The organism is Massilia forsythiae (assembly GCF_012849555.1).
In the GTDB taxonomy this organism is placed as follows: Bacteria; Pseudomonadota; Gammaproteobacteria; order Burkholderiales; family Burkholderiaceae_D; genus Telluria; species Telluria forsythiae.
This window is the reverse complement of record NZ_CP051685.1, coordinates 669631-695558: the sequence shown is the minus strand read 5'-3', so window position 1 is coordinate 695558 and position 25928 is coordinate 669631. Positions and strand designations below refer to the sequence as shown.

The 25928-nt window shown below is 66.9% G+C and carries 26 protein-coding genes, 2 tRNA genes and 1 pseudogene; 17 read left to right on the top strand and 12 right to left on the bottom strand.

Going from position 1 to position 25928, the window contains the following annotated elements:
• The first annotated feature begins 2 nt into the window (after positions 1-2).
• The gene (locus tag HH212_RS02990; protein ID WP_169434021.1) at positions 3-2819 is read left to right on the top strand and encodes a nitrate reductase; all 2817 of its coding nucleotides are present in this window, start codon (positions 3-5) and stop codon (positions 2817-2819) included.
• A gap of 183 nt (positions 2820-3002) precedes the next feature.
• Here HH212_RS02990 and HH212_RS02985 read toward each other — a convergent pair whose 3' ends face one another.
• The 4 genes from HH212_RS02985 to ispB all read right to left on the bottom strand — a co-directional run bounded on the left by HH212_RS02985 (position 3003) and on the right by ispB (position 5420).
• A complete protein-coding gene (locus HH212_RS02985) occupies positions 3003-3962 on the bottom strand; it encodes a TerC family protein (RefSeq protein ID WP_169434020.1) in 960 nt (319 codons plus the stop codon).
• 193 nt (positions 3963-4155) lie between these two features.
• A tRNA-Pro gene (locus HH212_RS02980) sits at positions 4156-4232 on the bottom strand.
• A gap of 71 nt (positions 4233-4303) precedes the next feature.
• Positions 4304-4380: transfer RNA gene (locus HH212_RS02975), tRNA-Pro, on the bottom strand.
• Positions 4381-4430: 50 nt separating this feature from the next.
• On the bottom strand, positions 4431-5420 hold the full coding sequence (gene ispB, locus HH212_RS02970; RefSeq protein WP_169434019.1) for an octaprenyl diphosphate synthase: 990 nt from the start codon (positions 5418-5420) through the stop codon (positions 4431-4433).
• A gap of 401 nt (positions 5421-5821) precedes the next feature.
• On the opposite strand from ispB, the gene rplU reads away from it, so the two are divergent.
• The 5 genes from rplU (at position 5822) to proB (ending at position 9270) form a co-directional block, all read left to right on the top strand.
• Positions 5822-6133, top strand: a complete 312-nt coding sequence (gene rplU, locus HH212_RS02965; protein ID WP_170205233.1) for a 50S ribosomal protein L21 — start codon at positions 5822-5824, stop codon at positions 6131-6133.
• 41 nt (positions 6134-6174) lie between these two features.
• Positions 6175-6477, top strand: coding sequence for a 50S ribosomal protein L27 (gene rpmA, locus HH212_RS02960; RefSeq protein ID WP_169434018.1), 303 nt, complete (start codon positions 6175-6177; stop codon positions 6475-6477).
• Positions 6478-6556: 79 nt separating this feature from the next.
• On the top strand, positions 6557-7669 hold the full coding sequence (gene obgE, locus HH212_RS02955) for a GTPase ObgE (protein WP_169434017.1): 1113 nt from the start codon (positions 6557-6559) through the stop codon (positions 7667-7669).
• A 2-nt stretch (positions 7670-7671) separates the two neighbouring features.
• Entirely contained in the window at positions 7672-8094 is a 423-nt protein-coding gene (locus tag HH212_RS02950; RefSeq protein WP_229217540.1) for a hypothetical protein, read from the top strand.
• Between the two features lie 9 nt (positions 8095-8103).
• Positions 8104-9270 (top strand): glutamate 5-kinase, encoded by a 1167-nt coding sequence (gene proB / locus HH212_RS02945; protein WP_169434016.1) that lies wholly within the window; start codon positions 8104-8106, stop codon positions 9268-9270.
• A 4-nt stretch (positions 9271-9274) separates the two neighbouring features.
• On the opposite strand, the gene HH212_RS02940 is transcribed toward proB, so the two are convergent.
• Both HH212_RS02940 and HH212_RS02935 read right to left on the bottom strand, forming a co-directional pair.
• Complete coding sequence (locus HH212_RS02940) at positions 9275-9817, bottom strand: hypothetical protein (RefSeq protein WP_169434015.1); 543 nt, start codon at positions 9815-9817, stop codon at positions 9275-9277.
• Between the two features lie 65 nt (positions 9818-9882).
• A pseudogene (locus HH212_RS02935) lies at positions 9883-10029 on the bottom strand (VOC family protein); the annotation flags it as partial.
• A 192-nt stretch (positions 10030-10221) separates the two neighbouring features.
• Here HH212_RS02935 and HH212_RS02930 point away from each other — a divergent pair.
• Genes HH212_RS02930 through HH212_RS02900 form a run of 7 tightly spaced genes read left to right on the top strand, consistent with a single transcriptional unit; the run spans position 10222 to position 18435 of the window.
• Positions 10222-11691 (top strand): UbiA family prenyltransferase, encoded by a 1470-nt coding sequence (locus HH212_RS02930; protein ID WP_255486920.1) that lies wholly within the window; start codon positions 10222-10224, stop codon positions 11689-11691.
• Positions 11685-12989: an FAD-binding oxidoreductase gene (locus tag HH212_RS02925; RefSeq protein WP_170205231.1), complete on the top strand. Its 1305-nt coding sequence runs from the start codon at positions 11685-11687 to the stop codon at positions 12987-12989. The genes HH212_RS02930 and HH212_RS02925 overlap by 7 nt, the downstream gene beginning before the upstream one ends.
• A 1-nt stretch (position 12990) precedes the next feature.
• Positions 12991-13743 carry an SDR family NAD(P)-dependent oxidoreductase gene (locus tag HH212_RS02920; RefSeq protein WP_169434013.1) on the top strand — a complete coding sequence of 251 codons (753 nt, stop codon included), beginning with the start codon at positions 12991-12993 and terminating at the stop codon, positions 13741-13743.
• A gap of 14 nt (positions 13744-13757) precedes the next feature.
• Positions 13758-15779: a hypothetical protein gene (locus HH212_RS02915; protein ID WP_169434012.1), complete on the top strand. Its 2022-nt coding sequence runs from the start codon at positions 13758-13760 to the stop codon at positions 15777-15779.
• Entirely contained in the window at positions 15776-16735 is a 960-nt protein-coding gene (locus HH212_RS02910; protein WP_211172446.1) for an NAD-dependent epimerase/dehydratase family protein, read from the top strand. The genes HH212_RS02915 and HH212_RS02910 overlap by 4 nt, the downstream gene beginning before the upstream one ends.
• On the top strand, positions 16736-18037 hold the full coding sequence (locus tag HH212_RS02905) for an NAD(P)/FAD-dependent oxidoreductase (protein ID WP_169434011.1): 1302 nt from the start codon (positions 16736-16738) through the stop codon (positions 18035-18037).
• Positions 18034-18435: a GtrA family protein gene (locus tag HH212_RS02900; protein WP_169434010.1), complete on the top strand. Its 402-nt coding sequence runs from the start codon at positions 18034-18036 to the stop codon at positions 18433-18435. Before HH212_RS02905 ends, HH212_RS02900 begins: the two co-directional genes overlap by 4 nt.
• 6 nt (positions 18436-18441) lie before the next feature.
• On the opposite strand, the gene HH212_RS02895 is transcribed toward HH212_RS02900, so the two are convergent.
• On the bottom strand, positions 18442-18618 hold the full coding sequence (locus tag HH212_RS02895; protein ID WP_169434009.1) for a hypothetical protein: 177 nt from the start codon (positions 18616-18618) through the stop codon (positions 18442-18444).
• Between HH212_RS02895 and HH212_RS02890 the strand changes: the two genes are divergently transcribed.
• Both HH212_RS02890 and HH212_RS02885 read left to right on the top strand, forming a co-directional pair.
• Complete coding sequence (locus HH212_RS02890; RefSeq protein WP_169434008.1) at positions 18617-19363, top strand: MotA/TolQ/ExbB proton channel family protein; 747 nt, start codon at positions 18617-18619, stop codon at positions 19361-19363. The genes HH212_RS02895 and HH212_RS02890 overlap by 2 nt on opposite strands.
• Positions 19353-19805 carry an ExbD/TolR family protein gene (locus HH212_RS02885; protein WP_169434007.1) on the top strand — a complete coding sequence of 151 codons (453 nt, stop codon included), beginning with the start codon at positions 19353-19355 and terminating at the stop codon, positions 19803-19805. Before HH212_RS02890 ends, HH212_RS02885 begins: the two co-directional genes overlap by 11 nt.
• Positions 19806-19879: 74 nt before the next feature.
• Here the strand turns inward: HH212_RS02885 and HH212_RS02880 are convergent, their stop codons facing one another.
• Positions 19880-20332, bottom strand: coding sequence for a hypothetical protein (locus tag HH212_RS02880; RefSeq protein ID WP_169434006.1), 453 nt, complete (start codon positions 20330-20332; stop codon positions 19880-19882).
• An 83-nt stretch (positions 20333-20415) separates the two neighbouring features.
• Between HH212_RS02880 and HH212_RS02875 the strand changes: the two genes are divergently transcribed.
• Positions 20416-20775: a MerR family transcriptional regulator gene (locus HH212_RS02875; RefSeq protein ID WP_169434005.1), complete on the top strand. Its 360-nt coding sequence runs from the start codon at positions 20416-20418 to the stop codon at positions 20773-20775.
• Between the two features lie 7 nt (positions 20776-20782).
• On the opposite strand, the gene nth is transcribed toward HH212_RS02875, so the two are convergent.
• Positions 20783-21430, bottom strand: coding sequence for an endonuclease III (gene nth, locus HH212_RS02870; RefSeq protein WP_169434004.1), 648 nt, complete (start codon positions 21428-21430; stop codon positions 20783-20785).
• Between the two features lie 52 nt (positions 21431-21482).
• Complete coding sequence (gene rsxB, locus HH212_RS02865; RefSeq protein ID WP_169434003.1) at positions 21483-22187, bottom strand: electron transport complex subunit RsxB; 705 nt, start codon at positions 22185-22187, stop codon at positions 21483-21485.
• Positions 22188-22413: 226 nt separating this feature from the next.
• Here rsxB and HH212_RS02860 point away from each other — a divergent pair, with 226 nt between their 5' ends.
• Entirely contained in the window at positions 22414-22851 is a 438-nt protein-coding gene (locus HH212_RS02860) for an RcnB family protein (protein WP_169434002.1), read from the top strand.
• Positions 22852-23198: 347 nt separating this feature from the next.
• Here the strand turns inward: HH212_RS02860 and HH212_RS02855 are convergent, their stop codons facing one another.
• On the bottom strand, positions 23199-24434 hold the full coding sequence (locus tag HH212_RS02855; protein WP_169434001.1) for a polyhydroxyalkanoate depolymerase: 1236 nt from the start codon (positions 24432-24434) through the stop codon (positions 23199-23201).
• 244 nt (positions 24435-24678) lie between these two features.
• Positions 24679-25752: an NAD(P)/FAD-dependent oxidoreductase gene (locus HH212_RS02850; RefSeq protein ID WP_170205229.1), complete on the bottom strand. Its 1074-nt coding sequence runs from the start codon at positions 25750-25752 to the stop codon at positions 24679-24681.
• Between the last annotated feature and the right edge of the window lie 176 nt (positions 25753-25928).

The window sequence follows — 25928 nt, the reverse complement described above, 5'->3', positions numbered from 1 at the left end:
CCATGAAGTTGTCCGAACAGTCGTTCATCCAATCCGCCGCCACCGTGCGCACTACCTGCCCGTACTGCGGCGTCGGCTGCGGCGTCAACGCCAGCATGGGCAAGGATGGGACGCTGGCGATCGCCGGCGACGCCGACCATCCGGCCAGCCGCGGGCGCCTGTGCGTGAAGGGTTCGGCGCTGGGCGAGACCGTCGGCATGCAGGGGCGCCTGCTGGCGCCGATGCTGCGCGACGCCGATGGTGACGGCGGCGGCGCGCTGCGCGAAGCCACGTGGGACGAGGCGCTGGACAAGGTCGCCGCCGGCTTCCAGCGCATCATCGCCGAGCACGGGCCGGACGCGGTGGCGCTGTACGTCTCGGGCCAGCTGCTGACCGAGGATTACTACGTCGCCAACAAGTTCATGAAGGGCTACGTCGGCAGCGCCAACATCGACACCAACTCGCGCCTGTGCATGTCCTCGGCGGTGGCCGGCCACAAGCGCGCCTTCGGCGAAGACGTGGTGCCCGGCTGCTACGAGGACTTCGAGCTGGCCGACATGATCGTGCTGGTCGGCTCCAACGCGGCCTGGTGCCATCCGACGCTGTACCAGCGCATCGCGCGCGCCAAGGAAGCGCGCCCGCACCTGAAGATCGTGGTGATCGACCCGCGCCGCACCGCCACCTGCGACATCGCCGACCTGCACCTGCCGTTGAAGCCGGGCGCCGACGTGGCGCTGTTCAACGGCTTGCTGGCCTACCTGGCGCAGCAAAACCGGCTGGACGCCGCCTTCGTGGCCGGCCACACGACGGGCCTGGACGATGCGCTGGCGGCGGCCGGGCAGGGCGGCAACCTGCTGGAAGTGGCCAGGGCCTGCCGCATCGACCCGCAGCTGCTGCGCCAGTTCTACGAATGGTTCGCCGCCACCGACAAGGTGGTCACCGCCTTCACCATGGGCGTCAACCAGTCCAGCAGCGGCGCCGACAAGGTCAATGCCATCATCAACTGCCACCTGGCCACCGGCCGCATCGGCAAACCCGGCATGGGGCCGTTCTCGCTGACCGGCCAGCCGAACGCCATGGGCGGGCGCGAAGTCGGCGGCCTGGCCAACATGCTGGCCGCGCACATGGACCTGGACAATCCGGACCAGCGCGCGGCGCTGCAAGGCTTCTGGCAGGCGCCGCGCATGGCCGAGCGGCCCGGCCTGAAGGCGGTCGACCTGTTCCAGGCCATCGAAGCGGGCAAGGTCAAGGCGGTGTGGATCATGGCGACCAACCCGCTGGTGAGCATGCCGGACGCCGACCAGGCCCGACGTGCCCTGGCCAAATGCGAGCTGGTGGTGGCGTCCGACATCGCGCTCGGCACCGATACCAACGCCGTCTCGCACGTGCTGCTGCCGGCGCTCGGCTGGGGCGAGAAGGATGGCACCGTCACCAATTCCGAGCGCTGCATCTCGCGCCAGCGCGGCTTTTTGTCGGCGCCCGGCGCCGCGCGGCCGGACTGGCACATCATCTGCGACGTCGCCCGCCGCATGGGTTACGCGGGGTTCGATTTCACCGCGCCGCACGAGATCTTCGACGAGCACGCGCGCCTGAGCGCCTGGCAGAACGGCACGCCGGGACAGCGCCGCCGGCTGTTCGACATCGGCGGCCTGGCCGGCATGACGCGCGCCGCCTACGATGCGCTGGCGCCGCTGCAGTGGCCGGTGCTGGCTGGCGCGGCAGCGTCGTTGGCGGCACAAGGAGAGGAACAAGAAGCGGCACGAGAAGCTGCACAAGAAGCGGACGCCAGCACGCGCCTGTTCGGCGACGGCATGTTTTCATTCCCCGACGGGCGTGCGCGCTTCGTCGCCACCGTGGCGCGCGCGCCGGCCAACCTGCCCGACGGCGACTATCCGCTGGTGCTGAACACCGGCCGCGTGCGCGACCAGTGGCACACCATGACGCGCACCGGCAAGTCGCCGAGACTGGCCGAGCACGTGCCGGAACCCTTCGTCGACATGCACCCGCAGGATGCGCTGCTGTGGGGCGTCAAGGCGGGCGAACTGGCGCGCGTGGTGAGCGGCTGGGGTTCGGTGGTGGCGCGCGTGCAGCACGGCGGCGGCATCGCGCGCGGCAGCGTGTTCATGCCGATCCACTGGAGCGCCCAGACCGCGTCCGACGCGCGCGTGGGCGCGGTGGTGAATCCGGCGGTGGACCCGGTCTCGGGCGAGCCCGAGTTCAAGCACACGCCGGTGCGCCTGGAGCCGTTCGGCGTCAACTGGTACGGCTTCATCCTGAGCCGCAGCGAACTGCCGCTGCTGGAAGCGGCGCACTGGACCCGCATCCAGGGCGCCGATTTCATCCGCTACGAACTGGCCGGGCGCAAGCCGTTCGCCGACGCCGCCGGCTGGGGCCGCGCCCTGCTGGGCGTGGCGCCGCACGAGCACGGCGCCGCCGACGACGAGGGCGCCGACTGGATCGAGGCCGAGGACCGCAACGGCGGCGTGTACCGCGCCGCGCACCTGGTCGACGGCCGCATCGAAGCCTGCCTATTCGTGTCGCGCCGCCAGGATTTGCCGGCGCGCGCCTGGCTGGCCGGTATGTTCGCCAAGGAGCGCCTGGCGCCGGCCGACCGCATGGGCCTGCTGTCGGGCCGCGCGCGCGAGCAGGGCGTCGACGCCGGGCCGACCGTGTGCTCGTGCTTCGGCGTCGGCCGCAAGACCATCGAGATCGCCATCCGGCAGCATGGCTGCAAGGATGCGGCGGCGGTGACGGCCTGCGTCAAGGCGGGCGGCAATTGCGGGTCGTGCATTCCGGAGATCCGCGCGATCCTGGCCGAGGCGCGCGCAGTCGAAAACTGAGTGTTTTCATTGCTGTCGTGGATGATGGCGATAGCAGGGAATACGTCGTCCCGCGTATGCGGGGACCCATGCTGAGTGTCCAAGGTCGGTATTTTTAAAGCGTTCGAGTTACTTCCAATATACCGAATTCTGTCGCTCAGCATGGGTCCCCGCCTTCGCGGGGACGACGCGTTCAGGAGCCGATCACGGCTTGGGTACGGCTTTCGACGTCACCAGGCTGGCCACCACCGACGCCGCCAGGATCAACCCCACCACCCCCAGCGCAATCCCGGTCGGGATTTTATACACATCCAGCAGCAGCATCTTGGCGCCGATGAACACCAGGATCGCCGCCAGGCCGTATTTCAGCAAATGGAAACGCTCGGCCATGTCGGCCAGCAGGAAGTACATCGCGCGCAAGCCGAGGATGGCGAAGATGTTCGAGGTGAACACGATGAACGGATCGCCGGTGACGGCGAAGATGGCGGGAATCGAATCGACCGCGAAGATCACGTCGGTGACCTCGACCATCAGCAGCACCACGAACAGCGGCGTGGCGTAGCGCACGCCCTGCTTCAGCACGAAGAAGCGCTCGCCGTGGTAGTCGTCGGTGATCTTCATGTGCCCGCGCAGCCAGCGCAGCACGCGGTTGTCGGCCAGGTCGGCGTCGTGGTCGGCCGCCAGCAGCATCTGCACGCCGGTGTACAGCAGGAACAGCCCGAACACGTACAGGATCCAGTGGAAGCGCGCCAGCAGCAGCGCGCCGACGAAGATCAGCACCGCGCGCAGCACGATCGCGCCCAGCACGCCGTACAGCAGCACGCGCTTCTGGTAGGCGGCCGGCACCGCGAAGAAGTTGAACAGCGTGATCCACACGAACACGTTGTCGACTGCCAGCGACTTCTCGATCAGGTAGCCGGTGACGTACTCCGTGGCCTTGGCGCGCGCCATGTCCGGTCCGACGATGTCCTGCAAATACCACCAGAACCACAGGCCGAAGCCGAGCGCGATGGTGATCCATACCACCGACCAGCCGGCCGCCTCGCGCGTGCTGACGCGGTGCGTGCCCGAGGTCTTGAGCACCAGGAAATCGACCGCGAGCAGGGCGGCGACCAGCGCCGTGAACGATAGATACAGGGTGGGGGTGCCTACGGATTCGAGCATGGCTTCTCCGGCTGACGACGATCGGCCGCGGTGGCGCGTGACGGCCCCGGCGGTATGCATATCGATTGTAGGTGTCAATACAGCAGGGCGGCGCGCGCAACGGCACGAGCGCATGCGCGACATGAAAAACCTGGCGTCAGGAGGAAAGACGGAACAAACGGAAAGAGACAGCGCGCGGAAGCAGACAGGAAGATGGTCGGGGTGAGAGGATTCGAACCTCCGGCCTCTACGTCCCGAACGTAGCGCTCTACCGGGCTAAGCTACACCCCGACTGGTAGTACCTGGAGCAGCGTGCGCGACCGTGGAAGGCTTTGCGTCGACACTGCGAGGGAGAAAACGGATGGTCGGGGTGAGAGGATTCGAACCTCCGGCCTCTACGTCCCGAACGTAGCGCTCTACCGGGCTAAGCTACACCCCGACTGTTCGAGAATCGTTGCCGAATCTCGGGAAGGCATTACTATAGTTGCCTCAATGGTTCCTGTCAACAGCGAAGCTGCACAGCTGGAGCAGGCTTTGCTTGTACTCGCTGTCGGGCAGGTCGGCGATGGCGGCGGCGGCGCGCCGGGCGGCGGCTTCGGCTTCGCGGCGCGTGTAGTCGAGCGCGCCGCTGTCCTGGACGGCAGTCAGCACGGCGTCGAAATGGGTCTCGTCGCCCTGCTCGATGCAGGTGCGGATCAGTTCGCGCTGCTCGGGCGTGCCGTTTTCCATCACGTAGATCAGGGGCAGCGTCGGCTTGCCTTCTCGCAGGTCGTCGCCGACGTTCTTGCCGATCTCGCTGGCGTCGCCCGCGTAGTCGAGCACGTCGTCGATCAGCTGGAAGGCGGTGCCCAGCGAGCGGCCGAATTCGCCGGCCGCCTCGATCCGGCTGTCGTCCGCGCCCGCCACCAGCGCGCCCAGCTGGGCAGCCGCTTCGAACAGTTTGGCGGTCTTCGAGCGGATCACGTTCAGGTAGTTTTCGCGCGTGACGTCCGGGTCGTGCATGTTCAGCAGCTGCAGCACTTCCCCTTCGGCGATCACGGTGGTGGCGCGCGACAGGATGCGCATGATGCGCATGTCGTCCAGCGCGGTCATCATCTCGAACGAGCGCGAGTACAAATAGTCGCCGACCAGCACCGAAGCCGCGTTGCCGAACAGGGCGTTGGCGGTCTGGCGCCCGCGCCGCATCGAGGATTCGTCGACCACGTCGTCGTGCAGCAGGGTCGCGGTGTGGATGAACTCGACCACCGCCGCCAGTTCGTGGTGCCCCGCGCCGCGGTAGCCGTAGGCATTCGCCAGCAGCAGCACCAGCACCGGACGGATCCGCTTGCCGCCGGCGCTGATGATGTACTCGGCGATCTGGTTCACCAGCGCGACGTCCGACTGCAGCCGCTGTCGGATCACAGCGTTGACGGCCTCCATGTCGGCGGCGATCGTGCGGGTGATGGGGTTCTGTTGGGCAGTTTGGATAGCGGCGGACAAGGCAGACCTGCTTGGAAGAGGGCGGTTTGAATTTTGTTAAGTGGCGCGATTATACGACAGACAAGCAAAACCCGCGCTTGTTCGCGCCTGGCGGTAAAGCCGTCGTCCCCGCGGCGGCGGGGACCCATACATAGCAACAGAATTCGGCAGATTGGAAGCAGCCCGACGGTATCAAGGCTATCGATTTCAGATCCTCAGCATGGGTCCCCGCCTTCGCGGGGACGACGGCCGAGCTACGTTTCCCCGCAGGATGTGGTTCCTGAGGCACTTGAATATCAATCCATCACAGCCATTTTGACGCTGTGCACAACTGCATGTATAATCCTCTGTTCCCCGGATCTCGAGGGCGGTTCGACGCGGTCTGGCTGGGAAATTTTTTAACAATCAATGAGGTTTCAATCATGTACGCGGTCATAAAAACCGGTGGCAAGCAATACAAAGTTGTCGCTGGCGAAAAACTCAAAGTAGAACAGATACCGGCAGACATTGGTTCCGAAATCACGATCGACCAGGTTCTCGCGGTAGGCGCGGGCGACAGCATCAAGTTTGGTGCGCCGCTGGTCGAAGGTGCTTCGGTTCAGGTGACTGTTGTGTCCCACGGTCGCCACGACAAAGTGCGTATCTTCAAGATGCGTCGTCGTAAGCACTACCAGAAGCGCCAGGGTCATCGTCAGAACTACACCGAAATCCAAGTGGTTGCGATCAACGGCTGATTGCCGCGCGTCCCTTCTTAAAGTCAGTCAGGAGTAAATAAATGGCACACAAAAAAGGCGGCGGTACTACTCGCAACGGCCGTGACTCGGAAAGCAAACGCCTCGGCGTGAAAGTCTACGGCGGCCAGGCAATCAATGCCGGCGGCATCATCATCCGCCAGCGCGGCACCCAGGTTCGTCCGGGCAGCAACGTTGGCCTGGGCAAGGATCACACCCTGTTCGCCCTGGTCGATGGCACCGTCAAGTTCGTCAAGCAAGGCGTCGGTTCGAAGCAGTACGTGACCGTCGTGGCGAACCAGGTGGTTGCAAACGAAGCAGTCGCTGAAGAAGCGATCGCAGCGTAATTGATTTTGTAAGGCGCAAGCCTTCAATCGAGAGGCTCTGCCCTGAGGTAGGGCCTTTTTAGTTTTTGGTGGTCTCATCATGAAGTTTATCGACGAAGCAAGAATCGAAGTCATCGGCGGCGACGGCGGCAACGGCTGCGCCTCGTTCCGCCGCGAGAAGTTCCGTCCGTTCGGCGGTCCCGACGGCGGCGACGGCGGCAAGGGCGGCTCGATCTGGGCGATCGCCGACCGCAACGTCAACACGCTGGTCGACTTCCGCTTTTCCAAGGTCCACACGGCCCGGAACGGCGAACCGGGCCGCGGCTCGGACTGCTACGGCAAGGGCGCCGAGGACGTCTACCTGCGCATGCCGGTCGGTACCCTGATCATCGATGACAACAACGGTGAGATCATCGCCGACCTGACCGAGCACGAGCAGGTCGAATTGCTGGCCAAGGGCGGCGAGGGCGGCTGGGGCAACATCCATTTCAAGACCTCGACCAACCGCGCGCCGCGCCAGAAGACCGACGGCAAGGACGGCGAACGGCGCGAGCTGCGCCTGGAACTGAAGGTGCTGGCCGACGTCGGCCTGCTGGGCATGCCGAACGCCGGCAAGTCGACCTTCATCACCGCCGTCTCGAACGCGCGCCCGAAGATCGCCGACTACCCGTTCACGACCCTGCACCCGAACCTGGGCGTGGTGCGCGTCTCGCACGCCAAGAGCTTCGTGATCGCCGACATCCCGGGCCTGATCGAAGGCGCCTCCGAAGGCGCCGGCCTGGGCCACCAGTTCCTGCGCCACCTGAGCCGTACCGGCCTGCTGCTGCACATCGTCGACCTGGCGCCGTTCGACGGCAAGACCGACGCCGTCAAGGAAGCCAAGGCGCTGGTCAAGGAGCTCGAAAAGTACGACCAGGAGCTGGTCGACAAGCCGCGCTGGCTGGTGCTGAACAAGCTGGACGTGGTGCCGGAAGCCGAGCGCGCCAAGGCGGTCAAGGACTTCGTCAAGCGCATGGGCTGGAAGGGGCCGGTGTTCGAGATCTCGGCGCTCAATCGCGAAGGCTGCGAAGACCTGGTGCACGCGATCTACCAGCACCTGGAAGAAAAGCGCCACGTCGAACAGCGTTCGGCCGAGACGCAGATGACCGAGGAAGCGCGCGGCATCTCGTCGATCGATCCGGACGATCCCCGCTTCAAGATTCTCGAAGACTGACCTTGGCAGGCGCCATCGCCCATCCCGCCCGGCGGCGCGCCCACTGGCGCAGCCAGCTGCTGGGCGTGTGCGCCACCGCCCATTCGCTGGCCGCGCTGGCGGCGCTCCTCAACCCGGACCGGGTGGCGGAGGCGATGGGCCTGTTTCTCGTCGGCGTGAACGGCTACAGCCAGTTCTACGCCATCTATGTCGGAGTGCGCCTCGCCACCGCGGGGCTGGCTCTGCTGGCGTCCAGGCGGGGCGACCAGCCCATCCTCGGCGACCTCGCAGCATTGTTCATCCTGGCGCAGCCGCTCGGCCGCTTCGTCGCGGCGTTCGCGATCGGCCTGCCCAAGGGTTCCCTGTTCCTCGTGTGCGTCGCCGAAGTGCTGGCCGGCCTGGCGCTGCTGGCCTTGCGTCCGCGCGGGAATGCATTGTTCCGATGAATTCGCCCCATGAACTCCGCCACCGATTCCCATTCCGCCGCCGCGCCTGACGGCGTCGCCGATTCCGTCATCCGCCAGGCCAGCCGCATCATCGTCAAGGTCGGCTCGTCCCTGGTCACCAACGAAGGCCGCGGCCTCGACCACGCCGCCATCGCGCGCTGGGCCGCGCAGATCTCGACGCTGCGCACGCTCGGCAAGGAAGTCGTGCTGGTGTCGTCCGGCGCCATCGCCGAGGGCATGCTGCGCCTCGGTTTTACCGCGCGCCCGACCGACATCCACGAACTGCAGGCATGCGCCGCGGTCGGCCAGATGGGCCTGGCCCAGATCTACGAGACCAGCTTCCGCAGCCACGGCGTCAAGACCGCGCAGGTGCTGCTGACCCACGCCGACCTGGCCGACCGCGAACGCTACCTGAACGCGCGCTCGACCCTGACCACGCTGCTGCGTTTGCACGTGGTCCCGATCATCAACGAGAACGACACCGTGGTCACCGACGAGATCAAGTTCGGCGACAACGACACGCTGGGCGCACTGGTGGCCAACCTGATCGAGGCCGATGCGCTGGTGATCCTCACCGACCAGAAGGGGTTGTATTCGGCCGACCCGCGCAAGGACCCGTCCGCGCGCCTGATCGCCCGGGCGCAGGCCGGCGACGATGCGCTGGAAGCGATGGCCGGCGGCGCCGGCAGCAGCATCGGCCGCGGCGGCATGCTGACCAAGGTGCTCGCCGCCAGGCGCGCCGCGCGCTCCGGCGCCCACACCGTGATCGCCTGGGGCCGCGAAGACAATGCGCTGGTGCGCCTGGCGCACGGCGAAGCCATCGGCACCGCCTTGACGGCGCCGACCGCGCGCCTGACCGCGCGCCGCCAGTGGATGGTCGACCACCTGCACACCGCCGGCGAGCTGGTGCTGGATGCCGGCGCGGTGCAGAAGCTGGCGCGCGAGGGCAAGTCGCTGCTGCCGATCGGCGTGAGCGCGGTGCGCGGCGAGTTCCGACGCGGCGCGCTGGTGGGCTGCGTGGATGCGGACGGGCGCGAGATCGCGCGCGGCCTGGTCAACTACACCAGCGCCGAAGTGAAACGCATCATGCGCCATCCGTCCAGCGAGATCGAAGGCATCCTCGGCTACGTCGAGGCGCCGGAACTGGTGCACCGGGATAACCTGGTGCTGCTATAAAGCCTCAGCCGGCGGGCAGCACGCCGGCATCCGCGGCGGTGATGGTTTCCGGGCCCGGATAGAACGAGAAGCGCATCGCGTCCACTTGCCTCGGGCCGTTGGCGAACGCCTGCTCCAGCCTGAGGTATTCGCATTCGGCCGGCGCCTCGGGCAGGGTGCCGGCCCAGACCACGGTCCACTCGCCGCGCGCGTCGCGCGCTTCCACCTTGTCCAGGCTGCGCCAGGCCTTCCGGTTCAGTGCGACATGGAAGGCGCGCCCCGTCACGGTCTTGTCGAACGCATAGTGGTACACGAAGGGTTGGCCGGGTTCCGCCCTGGCATGCGGTGCATCGACCCAGGCGCCGGCCTCGCCGTGCGCCGTTCCCAGCGTGCAGGCCGGCGGCAGGGCGGCCAGTTTCTGTTCCATCGCCGCGGCATCGCGGCGCGCGGTCTCGATGTCCTGGCGCGCCTGTTCGGCAGTATCGGGGGTGGACTTGCCGGTGCAGGCCCATAGCAGGGGCAGGAAGGCGAACAGGCAAGCGTGGCGGCGCAGGGTAGATGAATACATGGCGTTCGTAAATACAATGACGCACGATCCTAGCATGGACGAGTCCGCTTAAAGCGCGCGGATTGTCACCCCGGTACCGCCGCCGCATCGTGGCACACCACGCACAGCTTGTTGCCGTCCGGGTCATGGAAATAGGCGCCGTAGTAATCGGCGTGGTAGTCGGGCCGCAGGCCGGGCGCGCCGGCGCAGCGGCCGCCATGCGCCAGCGCCAGCACAAAATCGCTCACGCCGATGAAAACGTGGGAAAACATGGATTTCCTTTGGCTGGCTGTAACAAGAAAATGACAGACAATTACAATCGGGCCTGGCCTTGGAGTCGAAAGCGATAGAAGGACAGTATTGCTCAAGGTATAATAGCTGAGATTTACTATTACCTTTTTCATATGCATTCGACCGGGGCGCCAGTGCTCGATCCTTCAGTCTCCCTTCAGGAAATCGATACACGCGCCGTTCCGCTGATCGTCGATCTGGACGGCACCCTGATTCATACGGACATGCTGCACGAATCGGCGTTGCGGATTTCGCGCGACCGTCCGCTGGACGCGCTGCGTATCCCGGTGTGGCTGATGCAGGGCAAGGCGGTCCTGAAGCGCAACCTGGCCAGCCGCAGCGGCTTCGATGCGTCGCTGCTGCCGTACAACGAGGCCTTGCTGGCCTGGCTGAAGGAGCAGCGCGCGCTCGGCCGCCAGGTGGTGCTGTGCACCGCTTCCGACCACGCGATCGCGCAAGCCATTGCGGCGCACCTGGGCGTGTTCGACGACGTCATGGCCAGCGACGGCAGCACCAACCTGGCCGGCGGCCACAAGGCGCAAGCGCTGGTGCGGCGCTATGGCGAGCGGCGCTTCGATTACGTCGGCAACTCGTCCGCCGACCTGGCGGTATGGCGCCACGCGCGCCACGCGATCGTGGTCAACGGCGCGCGCGGACTGGCGCACAAGGCCGCCGCCCAGTGCCGCGTCGAACGCGAATTCGCACCGGCGCCGCGCGGCTTCGCGGCCTGGCGCCGGGTGCTGCGCGTGCACCAGTGGCTGAAGAACCTGCTGTTGTTCATGCCGCTGCTGGCGGCGCACCAGGTCGGCGACGTCGATGGCTGGCTGACGCTGCTGCTGGCATTCGTCTCGTTCAGCCTGTGCGCCTCGACCGTCTACATCGCCAACGACCTGCTCGACCTGGAAAGCGACCGCGCCCATCCGCGCAAGCGCCTGCGCCCGTTCGCCTCGGGCGCGGTGCCGGCCTGGCAGGGCGTGCTGCTGGCGCCGCTGCTGCTGGGAACCAGCCTGGCGCTGGGCGCGCTGGTCGGTGGTACCTTCCTGCCCTGGCTGCTGTGCTATTTCGTGCTGACCTGTCTGTATTCCTGGGTGCTCAAGCGCGTCATCCTGCTCGACTGCATCACGCTGGCGATGCTGTACACGCTGCGCATCATCGCCGGCGCGGCCGCCTTGTGGATGCCGCTGTCGTTCTGGCTGCTGGCGTTCTCGGTGTTCCTGTTCCTGTCGCTCGCCTTCGTCAAGCGCTATGCCGAACTGCAGGTTCAGGCCTCGACCGGCAAGACCAAGGTGCACGGGCGCGGCTACTACACCAGCGACGAGCCGCTGGTGCTGAACCTGGGCGTGACCGCCGGCTACGCGTCGGCGGTGGTGCTGGCGCTGTACCTGAACAGCGACAACGTGCTGGTGCTGTACCGCCAGCCTGAAGCGGTATGGGGCGCGGTGCCGGTGCTGCTGTTCTGGGTCAGCTGGATCTGGATGCAGGCGCACCGCGGCCACATGCACGACGACCCGCTGGTGTTCGCGGTGAAGGACCGCGCCAGCCGGCTGGCCGGGCTGGCCTTCGGGGCGGTGGTGCTGGCCGGCGCGCTCGGGTGGCCATGGTGAAGGTGTCGTCGTGGGGCCGGCTGGCGAGCGGCGAGCACGAGCTGGTGGCGCTGTCCGACCGCGGCCGGGTGGCGCGCCAGATCGCGCGCCGCGGCGCCGATGCCGTCACCGGACTGGCGCAGGGCAATGCGCGCAGCTACGGCGACGTCTGCCTGAACCCGGGCGGGCGCCTGTGGCGCACGGCCGCCATGGACCGCTTCATCGCATTCGACGCCGCCAGCGGCCGGCTGCGCTGCGAGGCCGGCGTGCTGCTGCGCGACATCCAGCGCATGAGCCTGGCCCACGGCTGGCTGCTGCCGGTCACGCCCGGCACCCAGATGATCACCGTCGGCGGCGCCATCGCCAACGACGTGCACGGCAAGAACCACCATGTGCTCGGCGCGTTCGGCGACCACGTGCTGCACCTGCGCCTGGCGCGCACCGACGGCGCCGTGATCGATTGCGCGCCGGGCGACCCGTGGTTCGCCGCCACCGTCGGCGGCATGGGCCTGACCGGGGTGATCGTCGAGGCCGAGCTGCAGCTGCGGCGCGTGGCCGGGCCCTGGCTGGTGACCGATACCGTCCCGTACCGCAATCTCGACGAATTCTTCGCCTTGGCCGACGCTTCGGAAGCCGGCTGGGAGCATACCGTGTCGTGGATCGACTGCCTGTCCGGCATCGGCCGCGGCCTGTTCTTCCGCGCCAACCCGGCTGCCATTCCGGACCTGCAGGCGCAGGCGGGGCGGCGAGCGAACAGCGTGCCGTTCGTGCCGCCGGTGTCGCTGGTGAACGGCTTGTCGCTGCGCCCGTTCAACGAAACCTATTTCCGCCTGAATGCGCTCAAGGCCGGGCACGCCATCGCCCACTTCGAACAATACACCTACCCGCTCGACAACCTGCATCACTGGAACCGCATGTACGGCCCGCGCGGCTTCTACCAGTACCAGAGCGTGGTGCCGCGCGCCGGCGGCCAGGCCGCGGTGGGCGCGATGCTGGAGGCGATCAAGGCGTCCGGGCAGGGCTCGTTCCTGGCCGTGCTGAAGACCTTCGGCGCGCGCGAGAGCGTGGGCATGATGAGTTTTCCCCGTCCCGGCGTCACGCTGGCGCTGGACTTTCCCAACCGCGGCGCGCCGACCCTGCGCCTGTTCGAACGCCTGGACGCCATCGTGCGCGCCGCCGGCGGGCGCATCTACGCCGCCAAGGATGCGCGCATGCCGCGCGACCTGTTCGAATCGGGCTATCCGCGCCTGGCCGAATTCTTGCAATACCGCGACCCGGGCATCAGCTCGTCGATGTCGCGCCGTTTGATAGGAAGCTGATATGCAGGACCTTCAACAACGCATCGTGATCATCGGTGCCACGTCGTCCATTGCCGAGCACTGCGCGCGGCTGTGGGTGGCCGGGCGCGGCGTCGCGCTGACCCTGGTCGGGCGCGACGCCGCCCGCCTCGAGCGCGTCGCCGCCGACTTGCGCGTGCGCGGCCCCGGCGCCGCCGTCACGGTGCGCAGCGCGGACTTTTCCGATCCCCGGTCGATCCGCGCGCTGGCCGACGCCGTGGTGCGCGAGGGCATGCCGACCCAGGTGCTGATCGCGCACGGCTCGCTGCCCGACCAGCAGCAGTGCCAACGCGACCTGGAAGCGGCATCCGAGGCGCTCGACGTCAACGGCGTCTCGCCGGTGCTGTTCGCCGAAGCCTTCGCCGGACACATGGAGGCAGTCGGCGGCACGATCACCATCATCGGTTCGGTGGCGGGCGACCGCGGGCGCCGCTCCAACTACGTGTATGGCGCCGCCAAGGGCCTGGTGACGCGCTATGCGCAGGGCCTGCAGCACCGCCTGGCCGGCAGCGGCAGCAGGCTGAAGGTGGTGCTGGTCAAGCCGGGTCCGACCGCGACTCCGATGACGGCGCACCTGCCGCAGCGCGGCCTGGCGCCGGTGGAAAGCGTGGCGCGCCTGATCGTCGACGGTTCGCGCGCCGGCAAGCCGGTGGTGTACGCGCCCGGCAAGTGGGCGCTGATCATGATGGTGATCCGCCACCTGCCGGCCGTCGTCTTCAACAAAATGAATATCTGAGAAGCGCACCACCGATGACCACACGACCCTTGAGTGCCATACCGGCGATCGATGCGCATCCCGTGCCGCGGCCCTGGACCTGGGCGCTGCTGTTCCTGCTGTTCGCCGCCGCGCTGGCCGCCATCCAGTGGGGCGCGATCCAGAACACGAATCACGAGATGGGCGATTTCGCCGCCAATTCGCTGCTGATCCAGGATGCCAAGCGCCTGCATCTCGTCTACGGCAACTATTCGCGTGTCGGCTTCAACCATCCGGGCCCGGCGATCCTGTATGTGCTGGCCGGCGGCGAGCTGTTGTTCCACGACCTGCTGCATCTCGTGCCGTCGCCGTTTTCCGGCCAGTTGCTGGCGGCCAGCCTGTACGACGCCGCCTGGCTGCTGCTGATCGTCGCACTGGTGCGCCGCATGGCGGGCCGGCTGGTGCCGGCGCTGCTGTTTGCCGCGGTGACGGCGCTGGCGCTGGCCTACGGCGACCATGCGATCCTGGGCGGCATCTGGTTCCCGCACCTCTACGTGCTGCCGTATGCGGCCATGCTGCTGGCGATCGCGCGCCTGGTGCACGGCCACGCCGACGCGCTGACGCCGCTGGCGGTCGCCAGCGGCTTCCTGATCAACGGCCATGCCTCGTTCGTGCCGATACTGGGCGTGATGCTGGTGCTGGTGGTCGCCGCCAACGCCGCGCTGTCGGCGCGCGGCCCGGCCGAACGGATCCTGGCGCGCGCCTGGTTTTCCCGCCACCGGCGTGCGATCCGGCTGGCGTGCGGCATCCTGTTCCTGTTCTTCGTGCCGCTGATCGTCGCCACGGTCAAGGATTTTCCCGGCCCGATCTACCAGTATGTGAAATTCAGCCGCGGCAACAAGGGCAATACGCTGGCGCAGGCGCTCGCGTTCATCGGCGTGTATTGGGGCGTCGGTCCGGCTGCGGCCGCGCGCGGCGCACTTGCGTGGGGCGCGTTGCTGGCGTTGGCCCTGCTGGCCAGCCTGCGCGGCCCCCAGGATGCGTTCAAGCGCGCGGCGCGCGCACTCGGCATCGTCTTCGCCGCCGCCACGCTGGCCGTGCTGTACTACGCCAAGGTCGGCGTCGACATGCTGGACCAGGTGTACATCGCCCTGTTCTATTCCGCGGTGCCGGCGCTGACCGCCGGCCTGCTGGCGCTGCTGGCATGGCAGGCCGCCGCGTGGCGCGGCCGCGACCTGGCCGCGGGCGCGCTGGCGCTGGCGGCGCTGGCCGTCTGCTGGCACCTGGTGCGCCAGCCGACCGCCGCGTCCTACGCGTACGACCATCCGACCGTGGCCGACCTGTACCGGCAGGCGAGCGCGCTGCCTCGGAACGGACGGCTGGTGCTGGACCTGGACGACGATCCGAAGACCTGGGGCGACGTGTGGGGCAACACGCTCGGGCTGCTGGCGCAGGCGCGCCGTCATGGCGTGGAGCTGGCCTGCGTGGACGCCGGCTGGCACATCTCGTTCACGGCCCGGCTCAAGTGCACGCCGCAGGAGGCGGCGGCCAACCCGCATTACCTGGTGCGCCATACCACCGCCCCGGACCCGCTGCTCGGCGAGCCGGACGCCGAGGCGCTGGGCCTGTCGCTGTACCGCGCCGGCGCCGCGCCGCGACCGTTTTCCTACGTCACCGTGAGGGAGGCGCCGGACTATTTCAAGGGTATCCTCGGCAAGGGCTGGGCGGCCGTCGAAGGCGATTTCGTCTGGACCGAAGGCAGCCCCGCCGAAATCCGCCTGCCCGCCGCGCCGGGACGCGCCAGGATGCTGACGCTGGACATGGGCAGCTTCATCCCGAACCCTTACGTGTACCTGCACGTGCAGGCGCGCGCCAACGGCAAGCCGGCCGGCGCCTGGGTGTTCTATACCAGCGAGGTCCGGCGCCGCATCACGCTCGACCTGGGCGCCGACGCGGCTGCCGAACAGCATATCGAACTGCATATCGACCGCCCGCACGCCCCCAGCGAATTCAACCTGTCGGCCGATGCGCGCCGCCTCGGCCTGTCGCTGTACGGAATCAAGAAGGAAGCACAATGAGCGAACCGAAAAGCGCGGACCTGGGCCGCAAGATCATCCTGCCCGGCGGCGCCGGGCTGGTCGGCCAGAACCTGGTGGCGCGCCTGGCCGCGCGCGGCTACCGCAACCTGGTGGTGCTCGACAAGCACCGCGCCAACCTGGACGTGCTGCGCCGCGTGCAGCCCGGCGTCACGGTGGAATACGCCGACCTGGCCGAGCCGGGCGAATGGGCGCGCCACTTCACCGACGGCGCCACCGTCGTCATGCTGCAGGCGCAGATCGGCGGCAACGACTGGCAGGACTTCGTGCGCAACAACGTCGACGCCACGCGCCACCAGCTCGACATCATCAAGGAGCAGCCGAACACGCGCCTGGTGGCGATCAGCTCGTCGGTGGTGGTGTCCGTGGCCGACGACTTCTATACGCGCTCCAAGCGCGAGCAGGAAGCGATGGTGCTGGCCAGCGGCATCGCCTGCCCGGTGCTGCGCCCGACCCTGATGTTCGGCTGGTTCGACCGCAAGCACCTGGGCTGGCTGTCGCGCTTCATGAGCCGCGTACCGGTGTTCCCGATCCCGGGCCACGGCCGCTACATGCGCCAGCCGCTGTACGTGGGGGATTTCTGCAGCGTCATCATGGGCTGCATCGAAGACCCCACCATCGACGGCGTCTTCAACATCTCCGGCCACGAGGAAGTCGACTACATCGACATCATCCGCGAGATCAAGCGCGTGACGCGGTCGCGCACGCCGATCGTCAGGATCCCTTATAGCGCCTTTTACGGCCTGCTGTGGGTGTGGGGCAAGTTCGACGACAACCCGCCGTTCACCACCCAGCAGCTGGCGGCGCTGGTGGCGCGCGACAGCTTCGAAGTCATCGACTGGCCGGGCCGGTTCAAGGTGCGCAGCACGCCGTTCGCCAAGGCGATCGACGAAACCTTCAACGATCCGAAATACAGCAACGTCGTCCTGGAATTCTGAATGAATCAGTCAAGCAAGCAGCGTATCGCCGTCCTGGGCGCCGGGCCGATGGGCCTGGCCGTGGCCTACCAACTGGCGCGCGACGGCCACCAGCCGGTGGTCTACGAAGCCGACGACCGCGTCGGCGGCATGGCCGCCCACTTCGATTTTTCCGGCACGTCGATCGAACGCTATTACCACTTCCACGCGATCTCGGACCACGCCTTCCTGAAGGTGCTGGATGAGCTCGGGCTGGCCGCGAAGATGCACTGGGTGGCGACCAGGATGGGCTACTGGTACCGCAACGAGGTGCAGGCGTGGGGCAACCCGGTGGCGCTGCTGAAGTTCCGCGGCCTCGGTTTCATGGCCAAGTTCCGCTATGGCCTGCACGCCTTCTTGTCCACCAAGCGCGACGACTGGAAGCCGCTCGATCACGTCGAAGCCGGCGGCTGGATCAGGAAGAACGTCGGCGCCGAAGCCTGGGAAGTGCTGTGGCGCCGCCTGTTCGACTACAAATTCTACGACTACAGCGACAACCTGTCGGCGGCCTGGATCTGGAGCCGCATCCGCCGCATCGGCCGCTCGCGCTACAGCCTGTTCAAGGAAAAGCTGGGCTACCTGGACGGCGGCTCGGCCACCGTGCTGGAGGCGATGCGCGCCGATATCGAACGGCACGGCGGCATCCTGCGCCTGCAGACGCCGGCCACCCGCGTGCTCATCGAGGGCGGCAGGGTGACCGGCGTGGAAGCCGGCGGCCAGATCGAGGCTTTCGACAAGGTCATCAGCACCATCCCGCTGCCCTACGTGCCGCGCATCATGCCGGACCTGCCGCCGGCCACGCTGGACGCCTTCCGCTCGAAGAAGAACATCGCCGTGGTGTGCGTGATCGCCAAGCTGAAAAAGGCGGTCACCGAGAACTTTTGGCTCAACACCAACGACGAGGAGATGGACATCCCCGGCCTGGTCGAGTACACCAACCTGCGCCCGATGGGGAACCAGCACATCGTCTACGTGCCGTTCTACATGCCGGGCGAGCACCCGAAGTTCGCCGAGCCGGACCAGGCCTTCCTGGACAAGGTCAAGCGCTACCTCATGAAGATCAATCCGGCGCTGGTCGACGCCGACTTCCTCGACATGCGCGCCAGCCGCTACCGCTACGCCCAGCCGATCTGCGAGCCGGGCTACCTGGACCGGCTGCCGCCGGCCAGGCTGCCGGTGGGCGGCCTGTGGGTGGCCGACACCTCCTACTATTATCCGGAAGACCGCGGCATCTCGGAGAGCATCGACTTCGGCCGCAAGATGGCACGCGAGGCCGGCGCGTGATCAAGGCGTTCGCCTCGCGCCAGTTCCTGGTGTTCCTGGTCACGGGCGGGCTGGCGGCGGCCGTCAACTTCGGCTCGCGCATCCTGTACAACCGCGCGATGCCGTTCTCGGCGGCGATCGTGTGCGCCTATCTCACCGGGATGGTGACCGCCTTCGTGCTGGCGCGCCTGTTCGTGTTCCGCGCGAGCAGCCAGTCGGTGCACCACGCGGCCGGCTGGTTCGTCCTGGTCAACCTGCTGGCGGTGGCCCAGACCTGGGCCGTCAGCATGATCCTGCTGGACTGGGTGCTGCCATGGCTGGGCGTGACCCGGCATGCCAGGGAGATCGCCCATGGCGTCGGCGTGGTGGTGCCGGTGTTCAGCAGCTACCTGGGGCACAAGCACTTCACGTTCCGCTGAACGTCGTCAGGGATGAACGGCAAGGCGCCCATGCGGCGCCTTTTTCATGTCCTGTGCTTCTACTTGGTAGTAATAAATATGCTTTAAAGTAGAAAAATAATTACCAGATTCGCATGGCTGCGTGCTAAAGTCGTTGGTACCGGGCAGGCACCAGGGCCTGCCGCCGAGCGAAAGGATTGCCATGCTAAAGCGTCTGCACGTGCTGTTTCCCTGTTGCCTGTCGATCGTGGCGCTGCCGGCCCGTGCCGAGGACTGGAACCTGCTTGCCCAGCTGGCCAACGGCGGCATCGGCATCGTGGTCACCGGCGCCCTGTCGGTGCTGGCGCTGGCGGTGGGCCTGGAGCGGCTGGTCAACCTGCGGGTGGAGCGGGTCGCGCCCTTGGCCCTGGCGGAGCAGGCGTGCACGCTGTGGCGCGCCGGCCGCTTCGACGAACTGCAGGCGCTGGCGGCCGAAGGCGACAGCAGCCTGGCGCGCATCGTCGGCTACCTGGCGCAGCAGCGCCGCTTGCCGCCCGAGGCGCTGGCGCTGCGCGCCGGCGAACTGGCCGCCACCGAACTGCGCCTGCAGCAGCAAAAGGCCTACGCGCTGAACGTGGTGGCGACCATCGCACCGATCGTCGGCCTGCTCGGCACCGTGATCGGCATGATCGAATCCTTCCACGTGATCGCCGCCAACGGCATGGGCGACCCGACCATGCTGGCGGGCGGCATCTCCAAGGCGCTGGTGAACACGGCGGCCGGCCTGTCGGTGGCGCTGCCGGCGCTGGCCATGCACCACTTCCTGCGCAGCCGCCTGGTCGGCATCGGCATCGCACTGGAACGCGCGCTCAACCGCCTGCTGGACGACATGCGCGGCGGCGGGGCGCCGCACGATGCGGTGTACGCGGCAGTGCAACCCGTCCTGGGCGAGGCGAGCCATGCGCATTGACCTGGGCGACGACGAGCAACCCGAGATCGGCCTGATCGCGCTGATCGACTGCATCTTCTTCCTGCTGATGTTCTTCATGGTGGCGACCTCGTTCAAGCACAAGGAAGAACACCGCAAGGAACGGCAGATGCCGATCACGCTGCCGCGCTCCAGCGCCTCGCTCGACATGGCGCAGGCGGCGCCCGATCCGCTGGTGATCCGCGTCGACCGCGCCGGCAACGTGTCCATCGGCGAGGACGGTGGAAGTGGGGAAGCGGCCGGCGCGCTGTCGGTCGAGGCGCTGCACGAACGCCTGCGCGACGAGGCCGCGCGCAACCCGGGACGGCCGGTGCGCATCGACGGCGACGCCAACGTGGCCTACCAGGCGATCGTGCGGGTGCTCGACCTGTGCCAGTTCGAGGGATTGACCAATATCGCGATGCACACGCGGCGCGCGCCATGAACCTGCCGTCACGCGCAACCTGACCGCGGGGCGACGCAAGCCGCACTTCCACGAGGGCGGCAATGCCATGCTGTTCAAGCGCTGCAACCGCACCAGGCTGATGTTCTTTTCGCCGGCGCCGTCGCCTTGACGCCGGCCACCGGCCACCATTGCACGATGCCCCAGGCCCACTCGGGCGCCACGAACAGCCACAGCACCGGCGCCCCGGTCGCGTCCAGGGCCCACGCCATCCAGGCCGCGAACAGGAAGCGCGTGACGCCGTCCAGGCGCCCCAGCCGCAGCGCCGGCTCGAGCAGGCGCAGGGCCGACCAGACCAGCACGACGCTGCCCATCAGGCAGGCGATCATCACCTGGAACGGGCCGAAGGCCGGCAGCGGCTGGCCGCCCAGTCCCTGGTTGAGGGCGGACAGTTGCACGTGCAGCAGCACGAAGCTCCACGGCGTGGCGAAGGGGGCGGTGAGCAGGATGTCGTACAGCGCACTGGCGCGGACGATCTTGAGGTAGGTGGCGCGCGGCAAAGGCGGCATGGTGTCTCCCGGACGGTGTGGATTTACACATCGTCGGCCCTGGAGTACGCTCCAGGGTCAAGCCTTTTCGTGATCGGAACCTCATGCAGATCGGAGAACTGTCGGCCGCCACCGGGTTGAGCCGCGATACCCTGCGCTTCTACGAAAAACGCGGCCTGCTGCGCGCCCGGCGCGGCGCCAACGGTTATCGCGACTACCCGCCGCAAGCGGTCGACTGGCTGTGCTACCTGCGCACGGCGCAGGCGCTGGGTTTCACGCTGGCCGAAATCGAAACCGGGCTGCCCCTGCTGGCGGCGCCGGACATGTCAGCGGCGCCGGTGCGCGAGGCCTTGCTGCGCAAACTGGCAGACATCGACGAGCGCATCGCCGGGCTGGCGGCGCTGCGCGCCGACCTGGCGCGCCGGCTCGATGCGCCTGGCGAGGCGTGTCCGCTGCGAGGGTAAAGCGCCGTCAGGCATCCGCCGGCGCCGGCGTCTTGTCCTTGTACTCGCACAGGTCGTTGATGATGCAGTTCCAGCACTTGGGCTTGCGCGCCACGCAGGTATAGCGGCCGTGCAGGATCAGCCAGTGGTGCGCGTCCTGCAGGAATTCGCGCGGCACGAATTTCATCAGCTTGTGCTCGACCTGGTCGACGTTCTTGCCCGGTGCGATTTTCGTGCGGTTCGATACGCGGAAGATGTGGGTATCGACCGCCATCACCGCCTCGCTGAAGGCGGTGTTGAGCACCACGTTGGCGGTCTTGCGGCCGACGCCGGGCAGCGCCTCCAGCGCTTCGCGCGAGCGCGGCACTTCGCCGCCGTGCTGGTCGACCAGGATCTGGCAGGTGGCGATTACGTTCTTGCCCTTGGTGTTGTACAGGCCGATGGTCGAGATGTAGGTCTTCAATTCGTCCAGGCCGAGGTCGAGGATCGCCTGCGGCGTGTTGGCCACCGGGTACAGGCGGCGCGTGGCCTTGTTGACGCCGACGTCGGTCGATTGCGCCGACAGCAGCACCGCGATCAAGAGTTCGAACGGCGTCGTGTATTCGAGTTCGGTGGTGGGGGTTGGATTGGCGGTGCGCAGGCGCGTGAAGATGGCGAGGCGTTTGGCGGCGTTCATCGGGCGGTTTCTGTTTTCTTGTCGTGGTGCGGGCGCTGGCGGCCCTGGCGGGTCACGCTTTCTTTTCCGGCGGTGGCGCGGCCGGCGCGGCCGCCTTCTGGCGCGCGCGCTCGATGGCGGCGGCGATGATGGCGCGCTTGCGCTCCTTTTCGGCCAGCTCGTCGGCGCTGTTGGTCTGCTCGGCGGTCACGGCGCGCATCTTTTCCAGCGCCTTGGCGGCCAGGCGCGCGTCGTTCTCTTCCTTTTCGCGGCGCAGGCGCTCGCTGCGGAAATCGTGGCGCGCGCGCGCGGCGTCGGCTTGTGCCTGCGACCAGGCGTCCCAGCCGGTCAGCGCGCCGTCCGGGTCGTCGCGGTTCGGCACCATGACGATGCAGTCGACCGGGCAGGGCGCCACGCACAGGTCGCAGCCGGTGCACAGGCTGGGCAGGATGGTGTGCATCTGCTTGGCGGCGCCCAGGATGGCGTCCACCGGACAGGCCTGGATGCACAGCGTGCAGCCGATGCACAGGTTCTCGTCGATCCAGGCCACCGGACGCGCACGCTCGACGCCGTTGGCCGGATTGATCGGGATGACCGGGCGTCCGGTCAGCGCGGCCAGGCGCGCCACGCCTTCGATGCCGCCCGGCGGGCACTGGTTGATGTCGGCATCGCCGCGCGCGATCGCCTCCGCATACGGACGGCAGGCGGGGTAGCCGCATTTGGTGCACTGGGTTTGCGGCAGCAGGTCTTCGATCTGGTCGGCGAGCGTCTTGGTCACGGCGGTGCGGGGAACAACGAATGCAAAGACGTCATTATCCGCGAAAAGCGGAGTGCCGTCGAAGATGCGCAAGGGCAGCCTGGCAGTCTGGCATCCGATCAACGACAATTTATTCGAGGCACGAAGTTTTTCATCCGATTGTCCGTATAGGTGATGCAATTAACGGTGCGCCGGCAAGTGTCGGTGGTCTACTGTCATCAAAGCAATGGACTTAAAGGAGGGTCTTATGGACAAGAAGCGTCTCATCATCACCGCACTGTCGGCCGCGCTACTAAGCGCCGGCGGCGCCAGCTTCGCCCAGGACCGCTATCATGGCGGCGACCGTAACGATGGCCGCTACGACCAGCGCGGTCCCGACCGCGGCGACCGTCACGACGACCGCGGCGACCGCCGCGACGATCGCCGTCCGGACCGTGGCCCCGATCGCGGCCATTACGACGGCCGCGACAACCGCCGCTGGGATGGCGCCGGTCCGTCGCACGACCTGCGCCGCGGCGGCCGCCTGCCGAACCAGTACCGCAACCGCCAGTACGTGGTCGACGACTGGCGCGGCCACCGCCTGCGCCAGCCGCCGCGCGGCTACCACTGGGTGCAGACCGGCGGCGATTACGTGCTGGCGGCGATCGCGACCGGGGTGATTGCGGATATCCTGATCAATCGCTGATCTTCGCCGCGTTGTCCATGGCTGCCGTGCGGCGGCCTGGAGAGCGGCATCGGACGGCCTGTTCCGCTCGGCGGAGCAGGCCGTTTTTTCGCGGTCGTCCGTACTGTCGTCAATCCGGGATTGAATGCACCGTCGTCCCCGCGAAGGCGGGGACCCATGCCAAGCATCTGGATTCGTGATTCCAGACATGACGTGTGGGGTCCCCGCTTGCGCGGGGACGACGTTTCTATGCCGTTACATAGACACATGCCTGTGCACGCGAGCACTGATGGCAGCCCAATAAAAATGCCGCGGATTCCCGCGGCATTTTGTTACCGTGACGCCGGCGGCAACCCCGCCGCCGCCGCTCACCCGTGCTTGCGGATGAACTCCCCGATCATCGGACAGATGATCTCGCGCCAGCGGCGGCCCGAGAAGATGCCGTAGTGGCCGCACTTGGGCGCTGTGAAGTGCTGCTGCATGTCTTCCGGAATGCCCTTGCACAGTTCGTGCGCGGCCTTGGTCTGGCCGGCGCCGGAGATGTCGTCCAGTTCGCCTTCGATGGTGAACAGGGCGACGGTCTTGATATCCTGCGGGCGCACTAGCTGGCCGCCGACTTCCCAGGTCCCCTTCGGCAACCGATGTTCCTGGAACACGGTCTTGATGGTTTCCAGGTAATACTCGGCCGGCATGTCGAGCACGGCGTTGTACTCGTCGTAGAACTTGCGGTGCGATTCCGCCGAATCGTCGTCGCCGCGCACCAGGTGCTGGTAGAACTCGCGGTGGCTCTGCGCGTGGCGGCCCGGATTCATGGCGACGAAGCCGGCATGCTGCAGGAAGCCCGGATACACCTTGCGTCCGAAGCCGGGATAATTGCCCGGCACCGCATAGATCACCGTGTTTTCGAACCACGAGAATGGCTTTTCCACGGCCAGGTCGTTGACTGCCGTCGGCGACTTGCCCGGATCGATCGGGCCGCCCATCATGGTCATCGATTTCGGCAGTTTGGGGTCGTTCTGGGTGGCCATCAGCGAGATCGCCGCCAGCACCGGCACGGTCGGCTGGCACACCGAGATCACGTGCACGTCCGGTCCCAGGTGGCGGATGAAGTCCTGCACGTAGAACACATAGTCGTCCAGGTGGAACGGCCCGTCGGACAGCGGCACCATGCGCGCGTCGACCCAATCGGTGACGTACACGTCCTGGCCCGGCAGCAGCGCGCGCACGGTGTCGCGCAGCAGCGTCGCGTGGTGGCCCGACAGCGGCGCGACCAGCAGCACCGTCGGCTGCTTCAGCGCGGCGAACTCGGCGTCCGGCATGTCCTTCTTGAAGTGCCGCAGTTCGCAGAACGGCTTGTTGACTTCGATGCGTTCGACGATGCCGACCGTCTTGCCGTCGATGGTGGTCGTATTCAGGCCGAAGGCCGGTTTTTCGTAATCCTTGCCGAGCCGGTACATCAGCTCGTAGCCGGCAGCGATGCGCTGCGCGAACGGCGTGTGCGCGAATGGAGAAACGGGATTGGAAAACAGCTTGGCGGAAGCGTCGGCCCACTGCATCAGCGGGTTCAGGAAGGAGCGTTGCATCTCGTGCAGTTGGTAGAGCATAGTTTTTCCTTCGCGAATTCTGTGCGTCTTACAAACGTTTGCGCATCAGTTTCGTCAATTATAGGCCAATTGGCTTGTGATGGAGCAATACATCAAAATGGGGGCTTGGGGTAAAAATAATGCGATGCAGCATTTGTATCACAATCCGCAGGGTGCTTCGGTTAAGTGTCCTACATAAGAAAAATGCCCCGTGGGGACGGGGCATTTTCGTGGTGCGTTCGAAACGGAACGCTAAGCCGTAAGCTCAATCAAACTGCGGCGTTTCGACGCCGAGGATCTTGTGCAGCTTCGGCGAAGTCGTCGTGTACTGCATGTGGATCTTCTTGTCCGGGAAGATGTACGGCGCGGCGCCGAAGGCGGCCAGCGCGGCTTCGTGGAAGCCCGACAGGATCAGCTTCTTCTTGCCCGGGTAGGTGTTGATGTCGCCCACGGCGAAGATGCCCGGTACGTTGGTCTCGAACTTCTCGGTATCCACGACCTTCAGCTGGCGGCGCTCGATGTCCAGGCCCCACTCGGCGATCGGACCCAGCTTCGGCGACAGGCCGAAGAAGACCATCAGCATGTCCAGCGGCACGCGGCGGGTGACGCCATCGGCGCCGGTGACTTTCACCTCGGACAGCTGGCCATCCTTTTCGTCGAAGCCGGTGACCTGGCCGGTGATCAGCTGCATCTCGTAGTCTTCGCACAGCTGCTTCATCTTGGCGACCGACGCCGGCGCGGCGCGGAAGTCGTCGCGGCGGTGCACCAGCACCACGGATTCGGCCTTGCCGACGAAGTTCAGGGCCCAGTCCAGGGCCGAGTCGCCGCCGCCGCAGATGACCAGGTTCTTGCCTTCGAACAGGCTCGGATCCTTGACGCGGTAGTGCAGCTGGCTGTTCTCGAACTTCTCGATGCCGTCGACCTTGATCGTGCGCGACTGGAACGAACCGACGCCGGCGGCGATGAAGATGGTCTTGGTGATGAAGCGGGTGCCGGCAGTGGTCTCGACGTTGAAGCGGTGGTCTTCACGGCGCTGGACGGTGGTGACTTCCTGGCCCAGGTGGAAGGTCGGCTCGAACGGTTCGATCTGCTTGAGCAGGTTGTCGGTCAGTTCCTGGCCGGTGCAGACCGGCACGGCCGGGATGTCGTAGATCGGCTTGTCCGGGTACAGTTCCACGCACTGGCCGCCGACGGCCGCCAGCGAATCGATGACGTGGGCCTTGATTTCCAGCAGGCCCAGTTCGAACACCTGGAAAAGACCGACCGGACCCGCGCCGATGATCACCGCATCGGCTTCGATGGCGCCGGCAAAGGAGCTGTTGGGAGCGATGGCGCCCATTTCGGGGGTAGCACTGATTGTCATGCTGACTTCCTGTTGATATAGGTAAGGTAGTGGAGCGAGGCCGCCCAGTGTGCCACGACCGGCACGCGCCTGCAGGGACCGGTGCCGCGGCGGCCGGGGCGCCGGCGGCCGGCGATGGAGGCAGCCGCCGACACCGGCGCCGGCCTGCCGCG